This window comes from Dyadobacter jiangsuensis (assembly GCF_003014695.1).
Lineage (GTDB): Bacteria > Bacteroidota > Bacteroidia > Cytophagales > Spirosomataceae > Dyadobacter > Dyadobacter jiangsuensis.
On sequence record NZ_PYAS01000025.1, the window covers coordinates 1 to 19,920 of the forward strand.

Annotated in this window: 15 protein-coding genes; 7 read left to right on the plus strand and 8 right to left on the minus strand. The window is 49.4% G+C overall.

What is annotated here, in order from left to right:
• Positions 1-221 precede the first annotated feature (221 nt).
• Entirely contained in the window at positions 222-566 is a 345-nt protein-coding gene (locus CLV60_RS31805) for a hypothetical protein (protein ID WP_106599443.1), read from the minus strand.
• A 205-nt stretch (positions 567-771) separates the two neighbouring features.
• Here CLV60_RS31805 and CLV60_RS31810 point away from each other — a divergent pair, with 205 nt between their 5' ends.
• Positions 772-3,057, plus strand: coding sequence for an ATP-dependent helicase (locus tag CLV60_RS31810; protein WP_229211224.1), 2,286 nt, complete (start codon positions 772-774; stop codon positions 3,055-3,057).
• A gap of 89 nt (positions 3,058-3,146) precedes the next feature.
• Positions 3,147-4,643 carry a DUF4301 family protein gene (locus tag CLV60_RS31815; protein ID WP_106599445.1) on the plus strand — a complete coding sequence of 499 codons (1,497 nt, stop codon included), beginning with the start codon at positions 3,147-3,149 and terminating at the stop codon, positions 4,641-4,643.
• Between the two features lie 74 nt (positions 4,644-4,717).
• On the opposite strand, the gene CLV60_RS31820 is transcribed toward CLV60_RS31815, so the two are convergent.
• Complete coding sequence (locus CLV60_RS31820; RefSeq protein WP_015813234.1) at positions 4,718-5,191, minus strand: Lrp/AsnC family transcriptional regulator; 474 nt, start codon at positions 5,189-5,191, stop codon at positions 4,718-4,720.
• 185 nt (positions 5,192-5,376) lie between these two features.
• Positions 5,377-6,318 (minus strand): GDP-L-fucose synthase, encoded by a 942-nt coding sequence (fcl, locus tag CLV60_RS31825; protein WP_106599446.1) that lies wholly within the window; start codon positions 6,316-6,318, stop codon positions 5,377-5,379.
• 93 nt (positions 6,319-6,411) lie between these two features.
• On the opposite strand from fcl, the gene CLV60_RS31830 reads away from it, so the two are divergent.
• Both CLV60_RS31830 and CLV60_RS31835 read left to right on the plus strand, forming a co-directional pair.
• The gene (locus CLV60_RS31830) at positions 6,412-7,428 is read left to right on the plus strand and encodes a toxin-antitoxin system YwqK family antitoxin (RefSeq protein WP_106599447.1); all 1,017 of its coding nucleotides are present in this window, start codon (positions 6,412-6,414) and stop codon (positions 7,426-7,428) included.
• A gap of 46 nt (positions 7,429-7,474) precedes the next feature.
• Positions 7,475-9,169 carry a hypothetical protein gene (locus tag CLV60_RS31835; RefSeq protein WP_106599448.1) on the plus strand — a complete coding sequence of 565 codons (1,695 nt, stop codon included), beginning with the start codon at positions 7,475-7,477 and terminating at the stop codon, positions 9,167-9,169.
• Here CLV60_RS31835 and dacB read toward each other — a convergent pair whose 3' ends face one another.
• Positions 9,170-10,444, minus strand: coding sequence for a D-alanyl-D-alanine carboxypeptidase/D-alanyl-D-alanine endopeptidase (dacB, locus tag CLV60_RS31840; RefSeq protein WP_106599449.1), 1,275 nt, complete (start codon positions 10,442-10,444; stop codon positions 9,170-9,172).
• A gap of 64 nt (positions 10,445-10,508) precedes the next feature.
• Positions 10,509-11,969, minus strand: coding sequence for an ArnT family glycosyltransferase (locus CLV60_RS31845; protein ID WP_106599450.1), 1,461 nt, complete (start codon positions 11,967-11,969; stop codon positions 10,509-10,511).
• Positions 11,970-12,129: 160 nt separating this feature from the next.
• On the opposite strand from CLV60_RS31845, the gene CLV60_RS31850 reads away from it, so the two are divergent.
• The 3 genes from CLV60_RS31850 to CLV60_RS31860 are packed head-to-tail and all read left to right on the plus strand — an operon-like array spanning position 12,130 to position 17,826.
• Positions 12,130-14,049 carry a RecQ family ATP-dependent DNA helicase gene (locus CLV60_RS31850; RefSeq protein WP_106599451.1) on the plus strand — a complete coding sequence of 640 codons (1,920 nt, stop codon included), beginning with the start codon at positions 12,130-12,132 and terminating at the stop codon, positions 14,047-14,049.
• Positions 14,046-15,494, plus strand: a complete 1,449-nt coding sequence (locus CLV60_RS31855; RefSeq protein ID WP_106599452.1) for a DUF5723 family protein — start codon at positions 14,046-14,048, stop codon at positions 15,492-15,494. The genes CLV60_RS31850 and CLV60_RS31855 overlap by 4 nt, the downstream gene beginning before the upstream one ends.
• Position 15,495: 1 nt before the next feature.
• Positions 15,496-17,826 carry a CehA/McbA family metallohydrolase gene (locus CLV60_RS31860; RefSeq protein WP_229211226.1) on the plus strand — a complete coding sequence of 777 codons (2,331 nt, stop codon included), beginning with the start codon at positions 15,496-15,498 and terminating at the stop codon, positions 17,824-17,826.
• A 3-nt stretch (positions 17,827-17,829) separates the two neighbouring features.
• Here CLV60_RS31860 and CLV60_RS31865 read toward each other — a convergent pair whose 3' ends face one another.
• From CLV60_RS31865 to panB, 3 genes are read right to left on the minus strand one after another with little or no spacing between them, the layout of a single operon-like run.
• Positions 17,830-18,153 (minus strand): DUF6787 family protein, encoded by a 324-nt coding sequence (locus CLV60_RS31865; protein WP_106599453.1) that lies wholly within the window; start codon positions 18,151-18,153, stop codon positions 17,830-17,832.
• A gap of 6 nt (positions 18,154-18,159) precedes the next feature.
• Positions 18,160-18,891 (minus strand): RluA family pseudouridine synthase, encoded by a 732-nt coding sequence (locus CLV60_RS31870; protein WP_106599454.1) that lies wholly within the window; start codon positions 18,889-18,891, stop codon positions 18,160-18,162.
• Positions 18,892-18,918: 27 nt separating this feature from the next.
• Positions 18,919-19,737, minus strand: coding sequence for a 3-methyl-2-oxobutanoate hydroxymethyltransferase (gene panB / locus CLV60_RS31875; protein ID WP_106599455.1), 819 nt, complete (start codon positions 19,735-19,737; stop codon positions 18,919-18,921).
• Positions 19,738-19,920: the final 183 nt, after the last annotated feature.

The window sequence follows — 19,920 nt, forward strand, 5'->3', positions numbered from 1 at the left end:
GAACCTATCTTTTTGCTCTCTTCATCATGTCAAAGAACGTTGCTTCGGACTTCCCGAAACTCGTGGCCCTGATCGTTTTCAGTGCCGTTGTTCCCCGATTGGGAGTGCAAAAGTGGGGGGTTAATTTTTAAGAAGCAAGCGCCGAATGCAAAAATTGTAAAAAAACTTTTTCACTTTTTCGCAACCGATTGATAACCAGAAATTACCGATCCGTAATTCTTTCACAAATTTTTGAAGTACTCGATCACGTGCATCTTCAAAAGCGCTTCCTGCTTCAAAAGATCGCCCGGAGGCAGGGCCCGTTCAAGTTTGTAATGCGGCCAGCCATCTTTGTCGGTGTATTCAAGACTATAATAAGACGACAGGCTTAGTACTTTGCATATTCCAATATGCATGAGATCCTGTTTCTGCTCTTTGCTAAATCGCTTTGCGCCTTGCCCCAATTCCTGCACACCTATTAAGAAAAGCACGCCGTTCAGATCGCCGGGGCGCTTGCCTACCATTTCTTCCAGCTGCCCGAGCAGGTGCTCCCATTGTACTTCCAGCGGTTGGTCTTCTATATTCATTGTACTCATGTGCTCTGTTCGCGTGCGGGCGATGCCCTATATATATGATGAAACTTGAAATTGTTGTTAGTTAACCAACAATGCACACCTTATGTTCTGATCCCGGAATAATATTTCTGGGAGAGGTCGCTCTTACAGGCGCGGAGTTTCAGGATGCTTTTGACGGTTTTTCCTAACTTTGGCTTTTGCTATATATTATAAGTAATTGGAAAAGCATACAACTTTGAACCACAACGATTATCTCTCGACCTTGAATGAGCCCCAACGGGAGGCTGTGCTGCATGGAAATGGCCCTTTGATGATCATTGCGGGCGCGGGTTCAGGGAAAACCAGGGTACTTACCTACCGCATTGCGCGGCTGATCGAGACGGGTGTCGACCCGTTTCGCATTTTGTCCCTCACATTTACCAATAAAGCTTCCGGCGAAATGCGCAGCCGGATCGAAGGTGCAGTGGGTACGGAGGCGAGGAATATCTGGATGGGTACTTTCCACTCCGTTTTTGCTAAAATACTCCGCATCGAGGCCCGATACCTGGGCTATACCAGCGATTTCTCTATCTATGATACCGACGATTCAAAGTCATTATTAAGAAGTATCATTAAGGAATTTAACCTCGACGACAAGGTTTATAAGGCCAATGTGGTGTTTAACCGGATATCGGGCGCAAAAAACCGTCTCATTTCCGCGGACGACTACAAGAATAATGCGGTAATCCAGGCTGATGACGATGCAGCCAAGATGAAGGAGATCGGCAGGATTTATAAAACCTATGCAACGCGTTGTTTCCAGGCCAATGCCATGGATTTCGACGACCTGCTTTTCAATACCAACGTCCTTTTCCGCGATTTCCCCGACGTATTATATAAGTACCAGCACAAGTTCCAGCATGTGATGGTGGATGAGTTTCAGGATACGAACGTTTCCCAATACCTCATTACCAGGAAATTATCGGCAGTGCACCGCAACATTGTGGTAGTAGGTGACGATGCGCAGAGTATTTATGCATTCCGCGGCGCGAACATCGAGAACATCCTCAATTTCGAAAAAGACTTCCCGGATGTGCGTGTGATCAAGCTGGAACAGAACTACCGCTCGACAAGCACGATCGTGAATGCGGCGAACTCGGTGATTGCGCGTAACAAATCACAGCTTGAAAAGCATACTTTCACTTCCAATGAGGAAGGCTCACTGATCGACGTGATCAAGGCGGGTTCGGATAATGAGGAAGGCCGGTTGGTAGCAACTGCGATTTTTGAGGAGAAAATGCAGAAATCGCTTCGTAACGAAAACTTTGCGATTTTGTACCGTACCAATGCGCAGTCCCGCTCGTTTGAAGAAGCTTTGCGAAAACTGGGCATCAAGTACCGTATCGTCGGCGGGCAGTCATTCTATCAAAGGAAAGAAATCAAGGATTTGCTGGCTTACCTGCGATTTACAGTGAACCAGCGTGACGAAGAAGCTTTCAAACGGATTATTAATTTACCCAAAAGAGGAATTGGCGATACGACCGTCGCCAAAATCGCGGTGACCGCTTCGGAAAATAACGTGGCGATCTGGGATGTGGTGGCCAATATCAACCAATTCGGTTCCGGACGTTCTATTGCCCCAATCGAAGGGTTTGCCACGCTGATCAAGAGTTTCAAAATTCTGGTCGAAGAAGGTAAGGATGCTTACGAAATATCATCGCATATTGCCAAAGCCTCTGGAATCCTGCGGGAGTTGTATGAAGACAAGACCGTTGAAGGCCTTTCGCGTTACGAAAACGTGCAGGAATTGCTGAATGGTATCAAGGAGTTTGTCGATAGCGACGAAACGGAGGACAAAACGCTCAGCGCATTCCTGCAATCGGTTTCCCTGTTGACGAATGCCGACGAGCCGGACGATAACAACGACCACGACCGAGTGACGATGATGACGATCCACTCGGCTAAGGGTCTGGAATTCAGGAATGTATTCATTGTTGGGCTGGAAGAAGACCTTTTCCCAAGCCAGATGATGCTCGAAAGCCGGCAGGATTTGGAGGAAGAAAGAAGGCTTTTCTACGTGGCGATCACGCGCGCGGAAAAGAAATTGTCATTCTCCTACGCCGAAAGCCGCTACCAGTGGGGCCGCCTGAAAATGTGCGAACCGAGCCGTTTCCTGCTGGAAGTCGATCAGAAGTATTTGAATGTCAACAGAATGGTGCAGAGCGCGTTGGAACGCGATACTACGCCCCCTGTAACGACTTTTGCACGTAGCCTGGTGCAACGGAAAACGGAGGCAAGGCCGGTTGCTACGGCCGCCACCAGCCACGTTCCGTCCGCGGATTTCGTACCGACCGATACGTTCGACCTGGCCGAAGGCGACAAGGTGGAGCATTTGAAATTCGGTTTCGGGGTGGTGACAAAAATGGACGTCAATGGTACCGATAGAAAAGCGACGGTCAAGTTTGACCTGGTGGGTGAAAAAACGCTGCTTCTCAGCTTCGCCAAGTTGCGGGTGCTGAAATAAATGCGGTAAAAATTGATGAAGTTGTTAAAATTCCAAGCTTTTTTTGTAATAAATCTTACCCTAAACTTCACTGATTAAAACCATACATTATGTTTATTGAAAACGATATTCAACAGATAAAGGAAAGAGGAAGCGATTTAAGCGTCGTGGAAGAACAAGTCCGTTATTTTGAAAAGGGCTTTCCGTTTTTGCAGTTGTCGAAAGCCGCTACGGTGGGTGACGGCATTATCAGGCTTACGGACGAAGAGATCGCACAGGTAATCAGTGAGTTCGACAAAAGTGCCGCCGATGGGGAAATTGCACTTTTGAAATTTGTACCGGCTTCGGGTGCGGCTACGCGCATGTTCAAATCGCTGTTCGGCTTCTTGCAGGAAGATAAGAAGGACAAATCGGTAGACGAGTTCTTCGCAAAGCTGAAAGATTTCGCATTCTACGAGGATCTGAAAACCTCACTGGCCGCAGATGGCTACGAAATCGACTCTGCCGATGAGAAAACGATTGCTTCGTACTTCCTCACCGCCAAGGGGCTAGGCTACGGAGAGCTGCCGAAGGGTTTGTTGAAATTCCATAATTATACCGAGCGCTCGCGCACGCCGCTGGAAGAGCATTTGGTGGAAGGTGCGAAATATGCGAATGCGGGCAGTAATGTGCAGATCCATTTCACGGTTTCGCCCGAGCACCGCGACAAGTTTGAAAAGCTCGTCGTGGAAGTGCTGCCAAGCTACCAGACGCAATACGGCGTTCGCTACATTGTTTCTTTTTCAGAGCAAAAAAGCTCTACGGACACCATCGCGGTGAATCTCGATAACACGCCTTTCCGCGAAAAGGACGATTCACTATTGTTTCGCCCGGCTGGCCACGGCGCATTGCTGGAAAACCTCGGGCAGCTCGATGCGGACATTATTTTCATTAAAAACATCGATAACGTCGTTCCTGACCGCATTAAGGGTGATACCATTACCTATAAAAAGGCATTGGCAGGGATCGTTTTGAGATATCAGAAGAGAGTTTTCGGGTACCTTGACAAGCTCGCCGGAAATGCTGATTCAGCGTTGCTCGCGGAACTCGACAGCTTTTTCCGCGACGAACTTTGCGTGATTCCGCCGGCCGGTTTTGAATCGTGGAGTGACGAAAAGAAGAAAGAATATTTTGTAGGAAAGCTCGATCGCCCATTGCGTGCGTGCGGAATGGTGAAAAACCAGGGCGAACCGGGCGGCGGGCCGTTCTGGGCCGAGAATGCCGACGGATCATCGTCGCTGCAAATCGTGGAATCGGCGCAGGTGGATGTCGATAATGCGGATCAGAACAGCATTTTCAAGAACTCGACGCACTTCAACCCGGTGGACCTGGTGTGTGCGGTGAAGAATAAAAAAGGCGAATTGTACGACCTGAAAAAATTCCGCGATCCGCTAACCGGCTTTATTACAGGCAAATCCAAGGATGGTAAAGAACTGAAAGCCCAAGAGCTCCCAGGTTTGTGGAATGGCTCGATGGCCGACTGGAACACGCTTTTCGTAGAAGTACCACTGATCACTTTCAACCCCGTGAAAACGGTGAATGATCTGCTTCGCGAGCAACACCAATAGGTTTCAATGCATACCAAATAAAAAATGGTCGGAACTGCTTCCGACCATTTTTTATTTCAAATGACTTTATCAAATCAAGGTATCGGTAATACTTTGCTTTCTTTGAAAGTCGACAGGATTACCATCGTTTGTGTGCTGGCAACCTCTTCGATTTCATTGATTTTTTCGAGCATCAGCTTCTGATAAGTGCTGATGTCTTTGGAAATTACACGAAGGAGAAAATCGCCCGTTCCTGTAATGTGGTGACACTCAATGACTTCTGGAATTGCGTGAATTTTCTCAACAAATGACTCCGTAACTGCTTTACGGTGCCCTACCAGCGAAATCTGAACAAAAGTGCTTACGCCCAATCCTACCTTCTCAGGTTCCAGCTGCGCGTGGTAGCTTTTGATGATCCCCGACTGTTCCAGTTTTTTCACACGTTCCAGCGTGGGAGCGGGTGAAAGTCCTATTTCTTTGGAAAGTTGAGCGTTGGTTATCTTCGCGTTCGTTTGTAAAATCTCCAGTACTTTGCGGTCTATCTGATCTAACTTAATAATGGCCGACATTTCTCTATGACTAAGGTTTATATGACGTGCCCATTTAGGGTACGGCGCAAAACTAATTAGTTTCCCGAAGATTCTTGTAATATTATACTGAAATTTTGTCTAAAAATAGAATTATCGTGGGTGAAATAGGATTTTAGTATTGAAATATTAGGCTATACCAAATGTAACCTGTCTTTGCATACTGGTTACACGGCATATGTTTCTATTTTTTCGAGAAAATCCTGGTATGTCCGCGTAATACCTTCTTCCAGGTCGATGGTGTGCTTCCAACCCAATGCGTGCAGCTTACTCACGTCCATCAGTTTCCGTGGCGTACCGTCGGGTTTATCGGTATTCCATTTGATTTCACCTTCATATCCGACCACTTGCTGGATCATTTCTGCCAGATGCTTAATGGTTACGTCCGCGCCTACCCCGACGTTCAGGAAGCCGGCCTCGTTGTAATTCTGCATTAAGTAGTAGCAAGCAGCAGCCAGGTCGTCGGCGTGCAGGAACTCGCGGAGCGGCGATCCCGTACCCCAGAGCTCCACAAACGGCTTACCATCCTCTTTTGCCTCGTGAAACTTGCGGATCATCGCCGGCAAAACGTGCGAATTGTTCAGATCGTAATTATCATTCGGTCCATACAAATTGGTAGGCATCACGGAAATGAAGTTACTGCCATACTGTGACCGATATGCCTCGCACATTTTAATGCCTGCAATTTTCGCAATCGCGTAAGGTTCGTTGGTAGGTTCCAAAAGACCTGTCAGGAGCGAATCTTCCTGCAAAGGCTGCGGTGCGAGTTTCGGATAAATGCAGCTCGATCCGAGGAACATCAGTTTTTTGGCATCGGTGCGGTAAGCACTATCGATTACGTTGTTCTGGATGAGCAGGTTGTCGTTCAGGAACTCTGCTCGGTAAATATTGTTTGCCATGATGCCGCCCACTTTGGCAGCGGCCAAAAAGATATATTCGGGACGTTCCGCTTCAAAAAATGCCCTTACATCGGCCTGGTTGCGGAGATCGAGCTCGGATGAAGTTCTGGTGATGATATTGTGGAAACCTTCTTTTTCCAATTTTCTGAGAATAGCGGATCCAACCATTCCCCTGTGCCCGGCAATATAAATTTTAGCGCTTTTTTCCACGGTGTTTTTTTAAATTTGTCTTGGAAATCAATATAGAAAAAACCAATTCGTTACAAAAGTAACAATCTTGCCCTGAAGAAAAATCCTATATACATGCAAAGAGTAGCACTGTTCTGCGGCTTTTTTTCGATCTGTCTGACGGTTTCCGTTTCGGCCCAGAATGGCCAGAAGGATACCTCTACCCCATCCTGGCTGCCCAAGGAACAGGTGAAAAAGGATACGGCAACGCGTTCCAATGACCTGAAATCGTTCGTTTCGGGCCTGGATCCGGTGGTGGGAGCTTCTGTGCCGGGGGGTAAAGGCAAGTCTACCAACCTCTCTACACTATTCGGCGAAACGATCCCTGATCTCGGGCTTCGTGTAAAAGAATACAAAAGCCAGAAAAAAGACCGCAAAGCTAAAAAGGAAAAGGCGCGTCTCGCCAAAGTACAATATGATGGCATTCCAATGCAGAGCATGTCCGTCAAATACGGCAGCGGCGACCGTGCCACGGTGGAGAATTTCCATGTATTGAAGGAGTATAAGCCCATGAACGAGTACGTACGGGCTACTGAAACGCGCTGGTACGACAAGAAATCCAGGAAATTGAGTTCTTCGGTGATCAAGGACAAGGCACAGGCGCTACCGCTCCATGGCTCATATAAAAAGTACAGCGGCGAAAACCTGATCGAGGAAGGCTACTATTATATGGGTGTGAAGGACGGCCGCTGGGTGAAATATGATACCAAGTACAATCTGATCGATAAGTCGGTTTGGAACCGCGGATTCCCCGCCGAATCGCGTATTACCTACTACGACTCCGCGCATACACAGGTAAAAGAAGTAATGCCGGTCGCATTCGGAGAAGTGGAGGGCGAGTACCTGCAATTTTATAAGGAAGGCCAGCTGGCCGTCGATGGTAAATATGATTCAGGGAAAAAGGTAGGCCGCTGGGTGGAATATTACCAGTTCCGACGTCAACGCAAGAAAGAAACCCAATATCCGAAAACCGCTTGGGACGAAGATTTCGAGCCATTCATCCTGAGAGAATGGGACGACAAAGGCAAACTCGTCTACGATCATACCAAAGATCCCCGTGCCTCCGCTGAAGAGGAGGAAACTGAAAATTAGGCAGCGCATGGTTGAAAATCACGGCTCACCTGCTTAATTAGCACGCATGTTTTCATCTTTCCTCCGTTTTGTCAGAGAAAAAAGCTGGCTGGCATGCTTGTTGGGCCTGGTACCCGTTCTGATTTATATTTGGGTATTTAAAGTCATTGCATTGAATGTCAACTATGTGGCATTCGATGACATCCTTATCCTCGGTATCATCCCCGAATTTTCGAAGGCCGATCTGGCAGGTAAATGGAAACTGCTGACTACCCTTTTTCCCGAACACCGGCTGGTATTCTCCCGCTCGGTAATCCTTTTGCTTGAAAAGACATTCGGCACGGTCAACCTGGTTTGGCCCATGATCATCGCCAACACATGCTGGGCGCTTTGCGCATGGGTTTTCTACCGCGCGTTCAGGCATTTACGGTTTTCGATTTGGTATTTTGTGCCGGTTATGTGGCTGTGGTTCAATATACAGTCATTTGAAAATATCTTCTGGGGCGTAAGCTCGCTTTGCAATTTCGGTGTGATCCTTTTTGTACTTTCCGCGCTCTATTTTGCGGTTTACAAGCCGGAGCGGATTGCCATTTCGCTGCTTTTCGCCGTCGCAGCTACATTTACATATGGTAATGGATTGATGGTTTTTCCGGTGATCGGGCTGCTGTTTTTGCTGAGTGGCTACCGCAAGCAATTCTTTATTACCCTGGCGACAACACTTATTATTGCGGGCATTTATTTCATCGACTTCACCCCTATTACGCAAAATCTTGACTTCTCGAATCCGCAGCAGGTAAAAGAAGGTTTCTTCGGCTTCTTCGGGTTTATCGGCTCATGGGCAACGCTTTCCGCCTACGGTACGCCTGCGTCGGGCTTGTACATTGCCGTGGCGATGGGAATGCTGATGATCGCCGCATTACTTTTCTTATACCGAAACCAATACATTTCGCTCTGGAATTCGACCTGGTTGAAAGGACGCTATTCCAATCAAACGGCTCTTTTTGCACTCGGAATAGCCATTTTTACGGGTATTACAGCTCTCGCGCTCACGTATAAGCGCATACCTACGGATACATTCGAAGGGATGTTTAAAGGGCGTTACCGGATGTACTCGGCGCTCTGGTGCATTGCCTTGTATTTTGGATTTCTGGCAATTGTACAGAATGCAATCAGGAGAAAGTTGGCCCCTGGAATGCTGGTGGCTGCCATTATCATAAACCTCGTATTACTGCACAGCAACTTCGCCGAAGCTGTCAACGGCCGTCGCGCAGCTATTGCGCAGGAGTTTAATGCACGTTACAATGCCGATTGGCTGGGGATCCGCATGTTTTCGATGGATCAGCAGCATTTCGAGAAAATCCGCTCCTATTACCGCTCGGCGGATCCGCTGGCTGAGGATTGGAACCCGCGGGCAGATTCGGTATCATGCGCCAGCACATATCCTCCTGACGAAGTCGGGCAGCTTGGAGATCACATTGTGGTTGGTTTCCACCAGGAATTCTTCCCACCCGAAAAAGACTATTCCGATGGTGCATATGTGATTCTGAAATCAACGGAGCATGTATACGCAGCACAGCCCAACCAGGCCTCCGTGCCGTTGAAAACGACGATCCGCCGCGGAATGTATTTTAACAAAGGCGTAAATGCGAGCTTCCATAAGGCTAATGTAGAGCCCGGGCTGTATCAGATTTACCTGCTTGTTCGCAAAAATGGACGCAATACCATCTATTGCACCGGCAAAACCTGGGAAGAAAAAGAGTAATTAATATTTGTTGCGGACGCTGGTCAGAATGCGTTCCACTTCCTTGCGCACATCGGCGGTAGGTTTGGTGAAATTGTTATTCATAAAACTGAAAGCCAGTATCTTACCTTTTTTTGTAATCAAATAGCCACTCAGGTTATAAACATTGCTTAAACTGCCTGTTTTAGCGAAGATAAAAGGAGGTTCCTCTTTGAACAGGTTCTTTAAAGTCCCGCTCTTCCCGCCCGCGGGCAATATGTGGAACAATCTTTCCTGCGGCACTTTCGCGTAGATCTTTTGCAGCAAGGCCACCATGGTGCGCGGCGTGAAAAGATTATAGCGGCTCAATCCCGAGCCATCTTTCCAGACCGGCTTATCGGGCAAATCGGCCAAATGGTGCTCCAAGGCATGGGTAATGGCTTTTTCGGTGCTCAACGGCAGCTTGTTTGCCGTCGCGTAAAGCAGCATAAGCTGCTCGGCGAGCATATTGTCGCTTACCTGCATCATACGCGTGTACAACGAGTCGGAAGGAATGCTGTTGACGGTCTGCAATTCGATTTCGAGCGGGATATTGATCAGTTTGATTTCTTTTTTCAGAGTATCACTCAAAAGCTGCAACATCACCTGGTCGGTCATGTGAACGGGGACATCCTTGGTAACAGCCTGTGAACCTGATAGTTTTGAATGGTGAAATACATTCTGCAATTCTTCTCTTTCAATTCCGGAAACCGCCGTATCCATTACCAGTGCTTTTTGCCAGAAGCGCGGATTGGCCCGGTATTGGCCTGCCGGTGTGCTTTTGAAACGGGCAATATTGCCGTAAATCGGCATAGCCGTCACTTCGGGCTGGTAGTATTCGTTATAGTCGCTCCAAGCCCAGCCTGGGCCGAAACGTTTATTTTCAAAATGGTATGGGGTAAAGAATATCTGGTCTTTGCGGCCTTTGAGAAAGTCGAAAACCTTGCTGTGCGGCAAATCGGGATGTAATAGCGAAGGGTCGCCGGTGCCGCGAATGATCAACAGTTCGCCCCATTCGAGGTATTCGAGGCCGGGAACGGAATCGCCGAGGGCCGATAGGCCTGCATAAAAGCTGAACAGTTTGGTGTTGGATGCCGGCACGAAATATTTATTGTCCTGATACGAAGCCAGCGACTTCTGATCGCCGATGCGCGCGATGGAAACGCCCGTGTGTTGCTGGCTGAGGACCGCCGAGCGGTCAATTTCACGTTTCAGATAGTGGGAGGCCGAACAGCCCGACAGAGCAATAATACTGATGAAGAAGAGCAGCGTGCGCATGGAAATGGTTTAAAATGAACTTTAAACAAAGATAATATTTTCGGTGTATTGGCAAATCCGGATGTCAGGGGTTTTGAATGACCAGGAAGTAGCCGCCATGTAATGTGACAATGCTATCTCCTTTCATATCAAATTGCGGCAGGCATGCTGAATCGGCCAGAACATATTTCAGGGAATCAGTTCCCGTGGAAAGCGATAAATGATGGTAGCGCTGAAAATTGGCGTGAATATCGGCTCGCTGGAATAAATCATGGCAAATTCCGATCATAGCCGCTGACGGTACCAGTGTACGTAGCTGTTTTGCATTAGCCGAATGGACATCGGGCGGAATAGTGGTCAGCTTTCGGAATGTAGCGCCCCAGCAAACCAATGTTCCGATACTTAATGCGATGATAGTCAGCTGCCTTTTGAATGCCATAATGAATGCGATTCGCTGCACCAGTAGCAGTGCGAAGAGCAGTGCCACAAAAGGCAGCGCAGGCAAAAGATAATGCGGATATTGCTTGATACTCACCAGCATAGGCACAATGCCCGAAGCGGCAACCAGCGCGGTCAGGATAATATTTTCGGATATTGCTCTTTCCCGGGTAATTTTCCATTTCAAACCGAAGGATAATCCGTACAATGCGGCACATGTTGCCAAATGCGGCAACAAATTTCGAAAGAGTTCCGATATGAGTGTAAAATGGGCTGCCCAACCCGTGCCGGCTTTTTCACGCTTCTGTAACAATGCCTGCACCACCTGACCATTGAAATAGGTCGTCATGAACTCGCGGGCGGGCGTATACGCGAGGATGCAGGCAATGCCAACTGCGATCATTGCAAGCATCATAAAGGTCGGCCGGAACATCTTTGAGAGGCTGTAATAAGGCGTAGAAATAGCATAGATGGCCGAGAATGCGAGTGGATAAAGCCCTACCGGGCCCTTGGTTAAAAACGCCAGGATAATGCAAATACCGGCCAGGAGTAGCCACAACACCCGCTGCTTTTGGGTAGATTCTTCTTTCAAATACATCAATTGAAAATAGCAGGAGGCAAGGCAGAATAGCCCCATGGTACTGTCCAGAAAGTTGTTTGGAATACTGTAATAGACAATCACGATGGCATACCAGCATAATACAGGTAACCATCCAAATGCACGGAATGAGCTTGCCGGGCCGAGCAGTTTTTGCCATATTTTGACGATGAGAAAGATGTAGCCGGTTAAAATCAGCAGGTTATAGCCGTTTTCCACGGCAGACGTGTCTCCAAAAATCCGGAAAAGAAGGGACTGCAGCCCGAATTGCAGCGGCGGGTGCCCTGAAAAGTAAGGACCGTTATCATAGGGAAGCCAGAATGAATGCGCGAAAAATGGCCGCCAGAATGAACCGATGCCCTCCGACATATTGCGGGCAATGGCAGCATAAGTGACGCCGTCCATAAACATCGTATCGTCTACCGACCGCGGCAAGAATGTGATCAGGATGAAGCTCAGCGTAAACAGCCAGGGTAGCCACCACGGGTAATTTTTGGGATTCGAACTCATGATGCGGAGTGAAACTTTACCGTTAAATAACGGCTTTTACGCGTGGGAGAATAGTCTATCGACATTTCTTTTTATCAAACGTGCAGTTTCCCGCTTCCGATAACGCAGTTAATGCAATTACTTTGCAAAATCTGATCACCACACCGCAAAATGCATTCTAATGGCTGATATCCGGTCTGTCCTGAAACAATATTGGGGTTACGACGCTTTCAGGCCGTTTCAGGAGGATGCCATTCAGGCGGTCCTGGGCGGTATGGACGCGCTGGTACTGCTTCCTACCGGGGGCGGAAAATCCATTTGTTTCCAGGTGCCGGTTATGGCTTCCGAAGGTGTTTGCATTGTGGTAACACCGCTCATCGCCCTGATGAAAGACCAGGTGGAGCAGCTCAAACGCAGGCATATACCTGCCGCAGCGATCCACTCGGGTATGAGCAAGACGGAGATTGATATTACGCTGGATAATTGCGTTCACGGCAGTACGAAGTTTCTGTACGTGTCGCCTGAGCGCCTGCGTACGGACATTATGATCGCGCGCACGAAGCGTATGAAGGTGTGCTTGCTCGCGATCGACGAGGCGCACTGTATTTCGGCCTGGGGCTACGACTTCCGCCCCTCCTACCTGCTTATCGCCGATTTTCGGAAGCTTTTGCCCAAAGTGCCGGTGATGGCGCTTACGGCCACCGCCACCGAGGAAGTGAGAGCCGACATTCTCGACAAGCTCGAAATGCGCAACGCGCGGGTATTCAAACAGTCGTTCGCGCGGGCCAACCTATCCTATTCGGCATTCCCGGAGGAAAGTAAAGAGCGAAAATTATTACAGATTTTACGCAATGTGCAGGGAACGGGGATCGTATACGTTCGCACGCGCAAGCGCACAAAAGAGCTCGCCGACTGGCTGAGCAGGCAGGGCGTTTCGGCTACCAGCTACCACGCCGGACTGCTTTTCAAGGACCGGTCCGAGCGGCAAACGGCCTGGATACAGAACCGTATTCGCATTGTGGTGGCGACGAATGCATTCGGTATGGGGATTGATAAGCCGGACGTGCGGGCTGTGATCCATTTCGATTTGCCCGACAACCTCGAGGCCTATTACCAGGAAGCGGGCCGTGCCGGAAGAGACGAAAAGAAGGCTTATGCCGTGGCGCTTTTCAATAAAATTGACCTGGAAGAACTCATTGACAGCATCGAACGGAAATATCCGCCCGTAGAAATGCTCCGGCGGGTATACCAGGCCCTGGCGAATTACTATAAGATAGCGATCGGTGCCGGCGAGTTGTCGGGCTTTGATTTTGATATTCAGGAATTCGCGGGAATATTCGGATTACCGGTAAATGAAACGCATTATGCATTGAAACTGCTTGAAGAAGAGGGTTTTGTGCAGCTCAGTGAAAGTTTCGGCGATTCTTCCAAAATCCATTTCCTGGTCGATAACCGGCAATTATACGACTTCCAGATACGCTATCAGGAGATGGATTCGTTTATCAAACTGATCTTGCGGATGTACGGCGGGGAGCTTTTTACCGAGTATGTGCGCATTTCCGAAACGGAGCTGGCGCAGATTCATTTCGCCAATGTCCCCGAGGTTCTGAGGAAGCTGAAATTCCTGGCCGAACGTGAAATCATCGATTACGAGCCGAGGAGAGATAAGCCCCAGCTCACATTTCTGACACCGCGCTATGATTCTTCTTTACTGCCGCTGAATGTTTTTGAAATACAAAAGAAAAAAGACCGCGACCTGCAAAAGGCGCAGGCGGTGATCCGCTACGCGTCGCATACCAAACGGTGCCGGACGTTGCTTTTGCTGGAATATTTTCACGAATACGATGCGGAGGAATGCGGTGTGTGCGACATATGCATCCAAAACCGAAAGAATGAGACGATCCGTGATGCCGGTCTGGCGGAGCAGATCATAGATTTTTTGTACCGTGAGGGCCCTATGCTGCCCGCGGAACTCAGCCAGGCATTCGAAAATTTGCCCGACGATGTGTTCCTGAAAGCATTGCAAGAACTAATCCAGGAGGAGGCGATCCATTACAACGAACAGGGAATGCTGACCCCGACTAACAAAACTCAACCTTGAAAACCTCATTACTTACCACAGCACTATTCGCTTTGACGGCGTTGCGATGCGCCGTTGCCCAACAGATTCCCGGCCTGCAATTCAGTAATTACGGCGGTTTATACCGGTCGACCTACAATCCGTCGGTGCTCGGCGGGCCGAAGCATAAGTTTCAGATCAATGTGCTTTCGCTCGGCGGCAGTATCAAATACCGCTATTTCCGTTTCATCGGGGAAAACTCATTTCTATATCCCATCCTCGCGCCGCATTCCACGAAGGAGCTTTACGGGCGCTCGCGTACGATGGGCTCGCTTACTTCTAAGGACCCTATTTTCCTGGCCGGTGAGATCCGCTGGCCGTCGGTATCTTTTGCATTGGGTAAATACCATGGCGTGGCCGTACAGCTGCGCACGCGTGGGTTTGTGCTGGGGCGAAACATCCCCTCGGCCATCGATAATTTGTACATGAAAAGGCTCGATACAGGCAGTACGCCGCCAGTTTCCGATGAGGCATGGGGCGATTTCAGCCTCGTTCAGCAGAGCTTTTCCGATCTCAGCTTTTCCTATGGCGCGCAGCTTCTGGATATTGAAGGACATAAATTCCGCGTCGGTGTGACGGTAAAGCGGGTCTTCGGGGCACGTGTGGCTTATCTGAAAGGCAATGCGGACCGGTATAGCATTAATCCGGTCAGCAGCAGCAACCCGGATGTGAATGAGCTGGAAATCGACAACTTGACCTATGAAAGCGGATATAGCACGCCTAACCGTAAAATGAGTATAGGAAACCTGTTCGATTCAGGTAAATATGGCTCTGGTTGGGGATACGACCTCGGTTTTTCATATGAAATCGGCTCGGTTTGGAAGGACCGTAAGGAAGTTTACAACGACAGCCCCGATTACCTGATCCGCCTAGCGGGCTCACTGACGGATATTGGCTCAGTCAAATACAAAACGGCTGATTCGAGGGTCGTGAAAGGGACGCATAGCCATGCGGTAGTAGGCCAAACGGAACTGGAAACGATCAGTGACCGTGGCCCGGAAGGTTTTATGACCCTGTTCCCGAGTGACACGAGCTCCGTGTTGGCCCAGAAGGCAAAACTGCCTCAAGCGCTTAATCTCGAAGCTGATTTGCAGGTTTTCCACGGTTTCTTCCTGAATCTTTCGCACACAAGCCGACTGAGCGGCGGCGGCAAGCAATCGAACGGGAGCTCTTCATTAGATATGTATGTGCCTGTTACTTTTATCATTACGCCGCGTTTCGAGGATGAAGACTCCGGCCTTTCTTTCCCGATCTCTTTCATACAGGGAAACAACAGGCCGTCGATTGGCCTCGCCGGGCATTTCGGGCCGGTTTTCCTCGGTTTCAGCAATGTAAATGGCCTGATGAAAAGCGGCGGAGCGCGCGGGAGCATGATGTACATCGGCTTCACCGCGTGGAAGGCATCTCGTAAAAAAGACAAGGATTGATATGAAAACATCGTCTGCCCTACTCCTTTTAGCAGTTTTCTTCCCACTGATGCTGCTCGGGCAGCACGATCAGCACGCCAATCACCCCGTTGCGGCCGATGTGGAGCCGCAGCCTTTGCTGGCGCAGACAATGCGTTTGCAGGAAGCGCTTTCGTTTTCGGGCAATGCGTTGCAAGCTGCCGATGCCGCGAAACTGAAAGCATTAGAACGCGGCCCGTTGTCGAAAGAAGCCGTCACGCAAATCCAGGCTATTCTCGACCCCTATTGCCTGAATGAGGTGCATATTAACCCCGAAGGACGCGTAAAAGTGGATCGCGGTGCAGCGAAGGCGGTGTTGGTGCAAGGTGGTTGGACGGCATTTCTGGTTAAAATCCATAATGAGGCGGGTATTACGGCCAAATTCGAAGCCACGAGCCCGAACGCTTTGAAGCCATACCATTCGCCTTCCTTCGAGCACAGGGTAAAAGAGGAGCATAAACTCACCGAAGGCCAGGTTGCCAATCGCTTTCTCGACATTCAGATTTATGCCGGGCGACCTTTGCAAGCGAATCTATCGGGCTTGAAGCTCGAATATGCGGTGGTTCAGATCTATTCCAAAGATGCAGGCAAACGTGAGGCGGAAATCGCTTACAATGCCGGCCAGGGTTCGCAGGATATTGGTTTTAGAAATTCCACCCATATTTTATTTGATGTAGAACCTGCCGTAAAAGTCGTTTTCGATGTCAAGGACGACGACGGGACGCCCACTATGGCCTCTTTTCTGATTACTGACAGTCAGGAGCACGCATCGGGCAGATTCAAAGGCATTTACCCGCTCCCGTCACGGCGCGTGGCGGCATTCGACGAATATCCCGATTTCTTCTTCCAGCCGCAGATTTACCGCAAAAGCGGTGAGCATGTGACATTGCCGCCCGGCAAATATAAGGTCACCTACACGCGTGGGCCTGAGTACATTCCTCAAACGAAGGAAATCATTGTTCCCGAAGGAAAAGCCTCGGTTAATGTCGCATTTCAGCTGAAAAGGTGGATTCAGCTGGCGAAACTCGGCTGGTTCAGTGCGGACCACCACATTCATGCGGCAGGTTGCAGCCATTATGATAGCCCCACGGAAGGTGTTGACCCGAAAGATATTTTCCGGCAGGTGCTGGGTGAAGATTTGAATATGGCGGCCAATCTGGCCTGGGGGCCGAGCTGGTACCATCAAAAGACCTTTTTTACGGGTAAAGATCACCCGCTGTCAGTTCAAAAGGCGGTCATGCGCAATGACGTGGAGGTTTCGGGTTTTCCCTCCTCACACGCGGGGCACATTGTTTTGCTGAGGATCAAAGAAGACGATTACCCGGGTACTACCACCATCGAGCAATGGCCCAGCTGGACGGCGCCGGTACTTTCCTGGGCCAAATCGCAAGGCGGTGTCGTCGGTTATGCGCATTCGGGCTGGGGATTGGAACCGATGGAATCGACGAGCAAGCTTCCGAACTACATCACACCCAAAATGGATGGAATCGGCGCGAATGAATACATTGTGACGGTTACCGACGGCCTGATCGACTTTTTCAGTGCCGGCGATACTCCCGCACCCTGGGAGCTCAATATGTATTACCACACGCTCAATTGCGGCTTTAAAACGAGACTCAGCGGGGAAACCGACTTCCCGTGCATTACGGATGCGCGCGTGGGCCAGGCGCGAAGCTATTTCAAACCTAAGAATGCCATGGATTATGACGGATACGTGGAAGCTTTGCAACTGGGGAGAAGTTACGTTTCAGACGGGAAATCGCATATTATGGATTTCAAAGTGGAAGGCGTCGAGGCAGGCATTGGCGAAAGCGAAATACTCTTGAAATCGCCGGGTAACGTGAAGGTGACGGCCCGAATTGCCGCTTACCTGCCGGAAAAGCAAGACAGCATAGGAGGAAAAATAGCAAAGTCGCCCATTACTGACAAGCCGTATTGGGATATTGAACGGTCGAGGATCGGGCAATCGCGGGCTGTACGGGCTGAACTGATTTTCAATGGAGTACCTATCGATACCGTTGAGGTACAGGCAGATGGAAAATTGACAGACATTCGTTTTTCACCCAAAATAACCAGATCAGGATGGCTGGCTGTGCGTATTTATCCCAGTGCGCATTCAAATCCGGTTTTTGTAAAAATCAATAACCAGGCTATTGTCGAAAGACAGAGCGCGGAGTGGTGCCTGGCGGCTTTGGAGCAATGCTGGAAAATGAAGGAGCCGAATATTCGTGCCGGGGAGCGAAAGGCAGCCGCAGAGGCTTACGAGAAAGCGCGGAAAGTATATCGCGGGCTGATCGCCACCGGAAGCAAATAGGCGTTATTCAGGCGTTGTTTCGGCCTTTTTGGAGCGGAATAACCCTCCTATCCGGCTGAACATCCGTTTTTCAAACTCCCAGAAGAACGTGAATTTACCCCATATCCAGCCCCAGGCCAGTAATATGACCTGATACAGCGGAAGAATGATGAGAATATTCACCGACCAGCGAAGCCAGCCCGGGGAGCTTTCAGTAAGCCCGATCAGCTCGAAGAGCCAGCGTTTTACGTAGAGGACCGAAAAACCGGTACACGCAAAAACGACCAGAATAATGAGTACATCCCACCCATTCCGGACGTTCCAGCGTTGTTTCAGTTTTTCGATCATGCGATATTATTCGTGAAAGAAATCCAGGTGCTCAGGTTTGATCACCTCTTTATCCAAAGTTAAGAATTCTTCCCAAAAGGCATCGTTCGGAACGCCGGCGCGGCAGATAACCGGCTCTTTTTTAACGGGATGCTCGAAATACAACCTCCGTGCGTGCAAATTGATGCTGCCATCCGGATTGCCTTTGGGGTAGCCATATTTGACATCTCCGCGGATAGGACAATTCATCGACGCCAGCTGCACGCGGATCTGGTGCGGCCTGCCCGTTACCGGCATTACTTCCAACAAATGGAATTTGTTGATCTCCCCCACCCAACGGTACGAGAGTTCCGCACGCTGAGAGCCAGGAACTTCCTCATCGTGCGCGGTGGTCACATTGCGGGCCTCGTTTTTTGTAAGCCAATGCACCAGCTTGCCTTTTTTCTCGGCCGGTTTGTTTTTTACAACTGCCCAGTAGGTTTTCTGAACGTCGCGTTTGCGGAAAATCTCGTTCATGCGTTCGAGCGCCTTGGAGGTGCGTGCGAACACCACGAGCCCGCTCACGGGGCGGTCGAGGCGGTGTACAGTGCCGAGAAACACGGCTCCCGGCTTGTTATATTCCTCCTTAATATAGTCTTTGACCATATCGAGCAGGCACGTATCGCCGGTAACATCTGCCTGAACCAGAATGCCCGGCTCCTTATTGACGATGATCAGGTGATTATCCTCGTAAACAACCCGAAAAGGTTTTTTAGCCATATTATTAGTTTAATACTTTTTAAAAGGTCAGTATGATTCCGATTCGTTCGGGAATGACCTTCCTTTTACATCTGAAATATAATTGGTGATGGCGTTGGTCATAACGCCATTCAAATCGGCATAATGGCGCAAAAAGCGCGGTTTAAACTCCTTGTTGATACCCAGCAAATCGTGGATCACAAGCACCTGGCCATCGGCATGAGGCCCGGCACCGATCCCGATCGTCGGGATTTGAATGCTTTCCGAGACTTGTTTGGTCAGTTTGGCCGGGATTTTTTCGAGTACTACCGAAAAGCAGCCTACTTCTTCGAGCATTTTGGCGTCTTCGATCAGTTTCTGCGCTTCGGCCTCTTGCTTGGCACGAACGGTGTAGGTCCCGAATTTGTAAATAGACTGCGGCGTGAGCCCTAAATGCCCCATTACAGGTACTCCTGCGCTCAATATCCGCGTAACGGAATCTTTAATCTCGAGACCGCCTTCGAGCTTCACGGCGTGTGCGCCGGATTCTTTCATAATGCGGATCGCGGAGTTCAACGCCTCGCGGGAGTTGCCCTGGTAGGAGCCGAACGGCAAATCCACGACCACCAGTGCACGTTTCACAGCCCGCACCACCGATGACGCGTGGTAGATCATCTGATCGATCGTGATCGGCAGGGTCGTTTCGTGGCCGGCCATGACATTGGAAGCAGAATCGCCCACCAGGATCAGCTCGACGCCGGCTGCATCCACGATTCCCGCCATAGAGTAATCATAGGCGGTAAGACAGGTTATTTTTTCGCCACGGTTCTTCATTTCCTGAATCACGTGGGTCGTAATGCGCTTGATATCAGCAGTATGTACAGACATGGTGGTTATCGGTAATGGTAACTAAAAATCCGACCGTCTAAATGGTCAGGTATTGTCATGTGTGGTCATTTGTGGTCAGGTATTGTCACGAGTAGTTAGGTGTGGTTAAGTTTTGTCAGGAGGAGAACTTGTTTTATGGTACATTACACCCTCTGACCATAAATGACAATTCTTGACTACTCT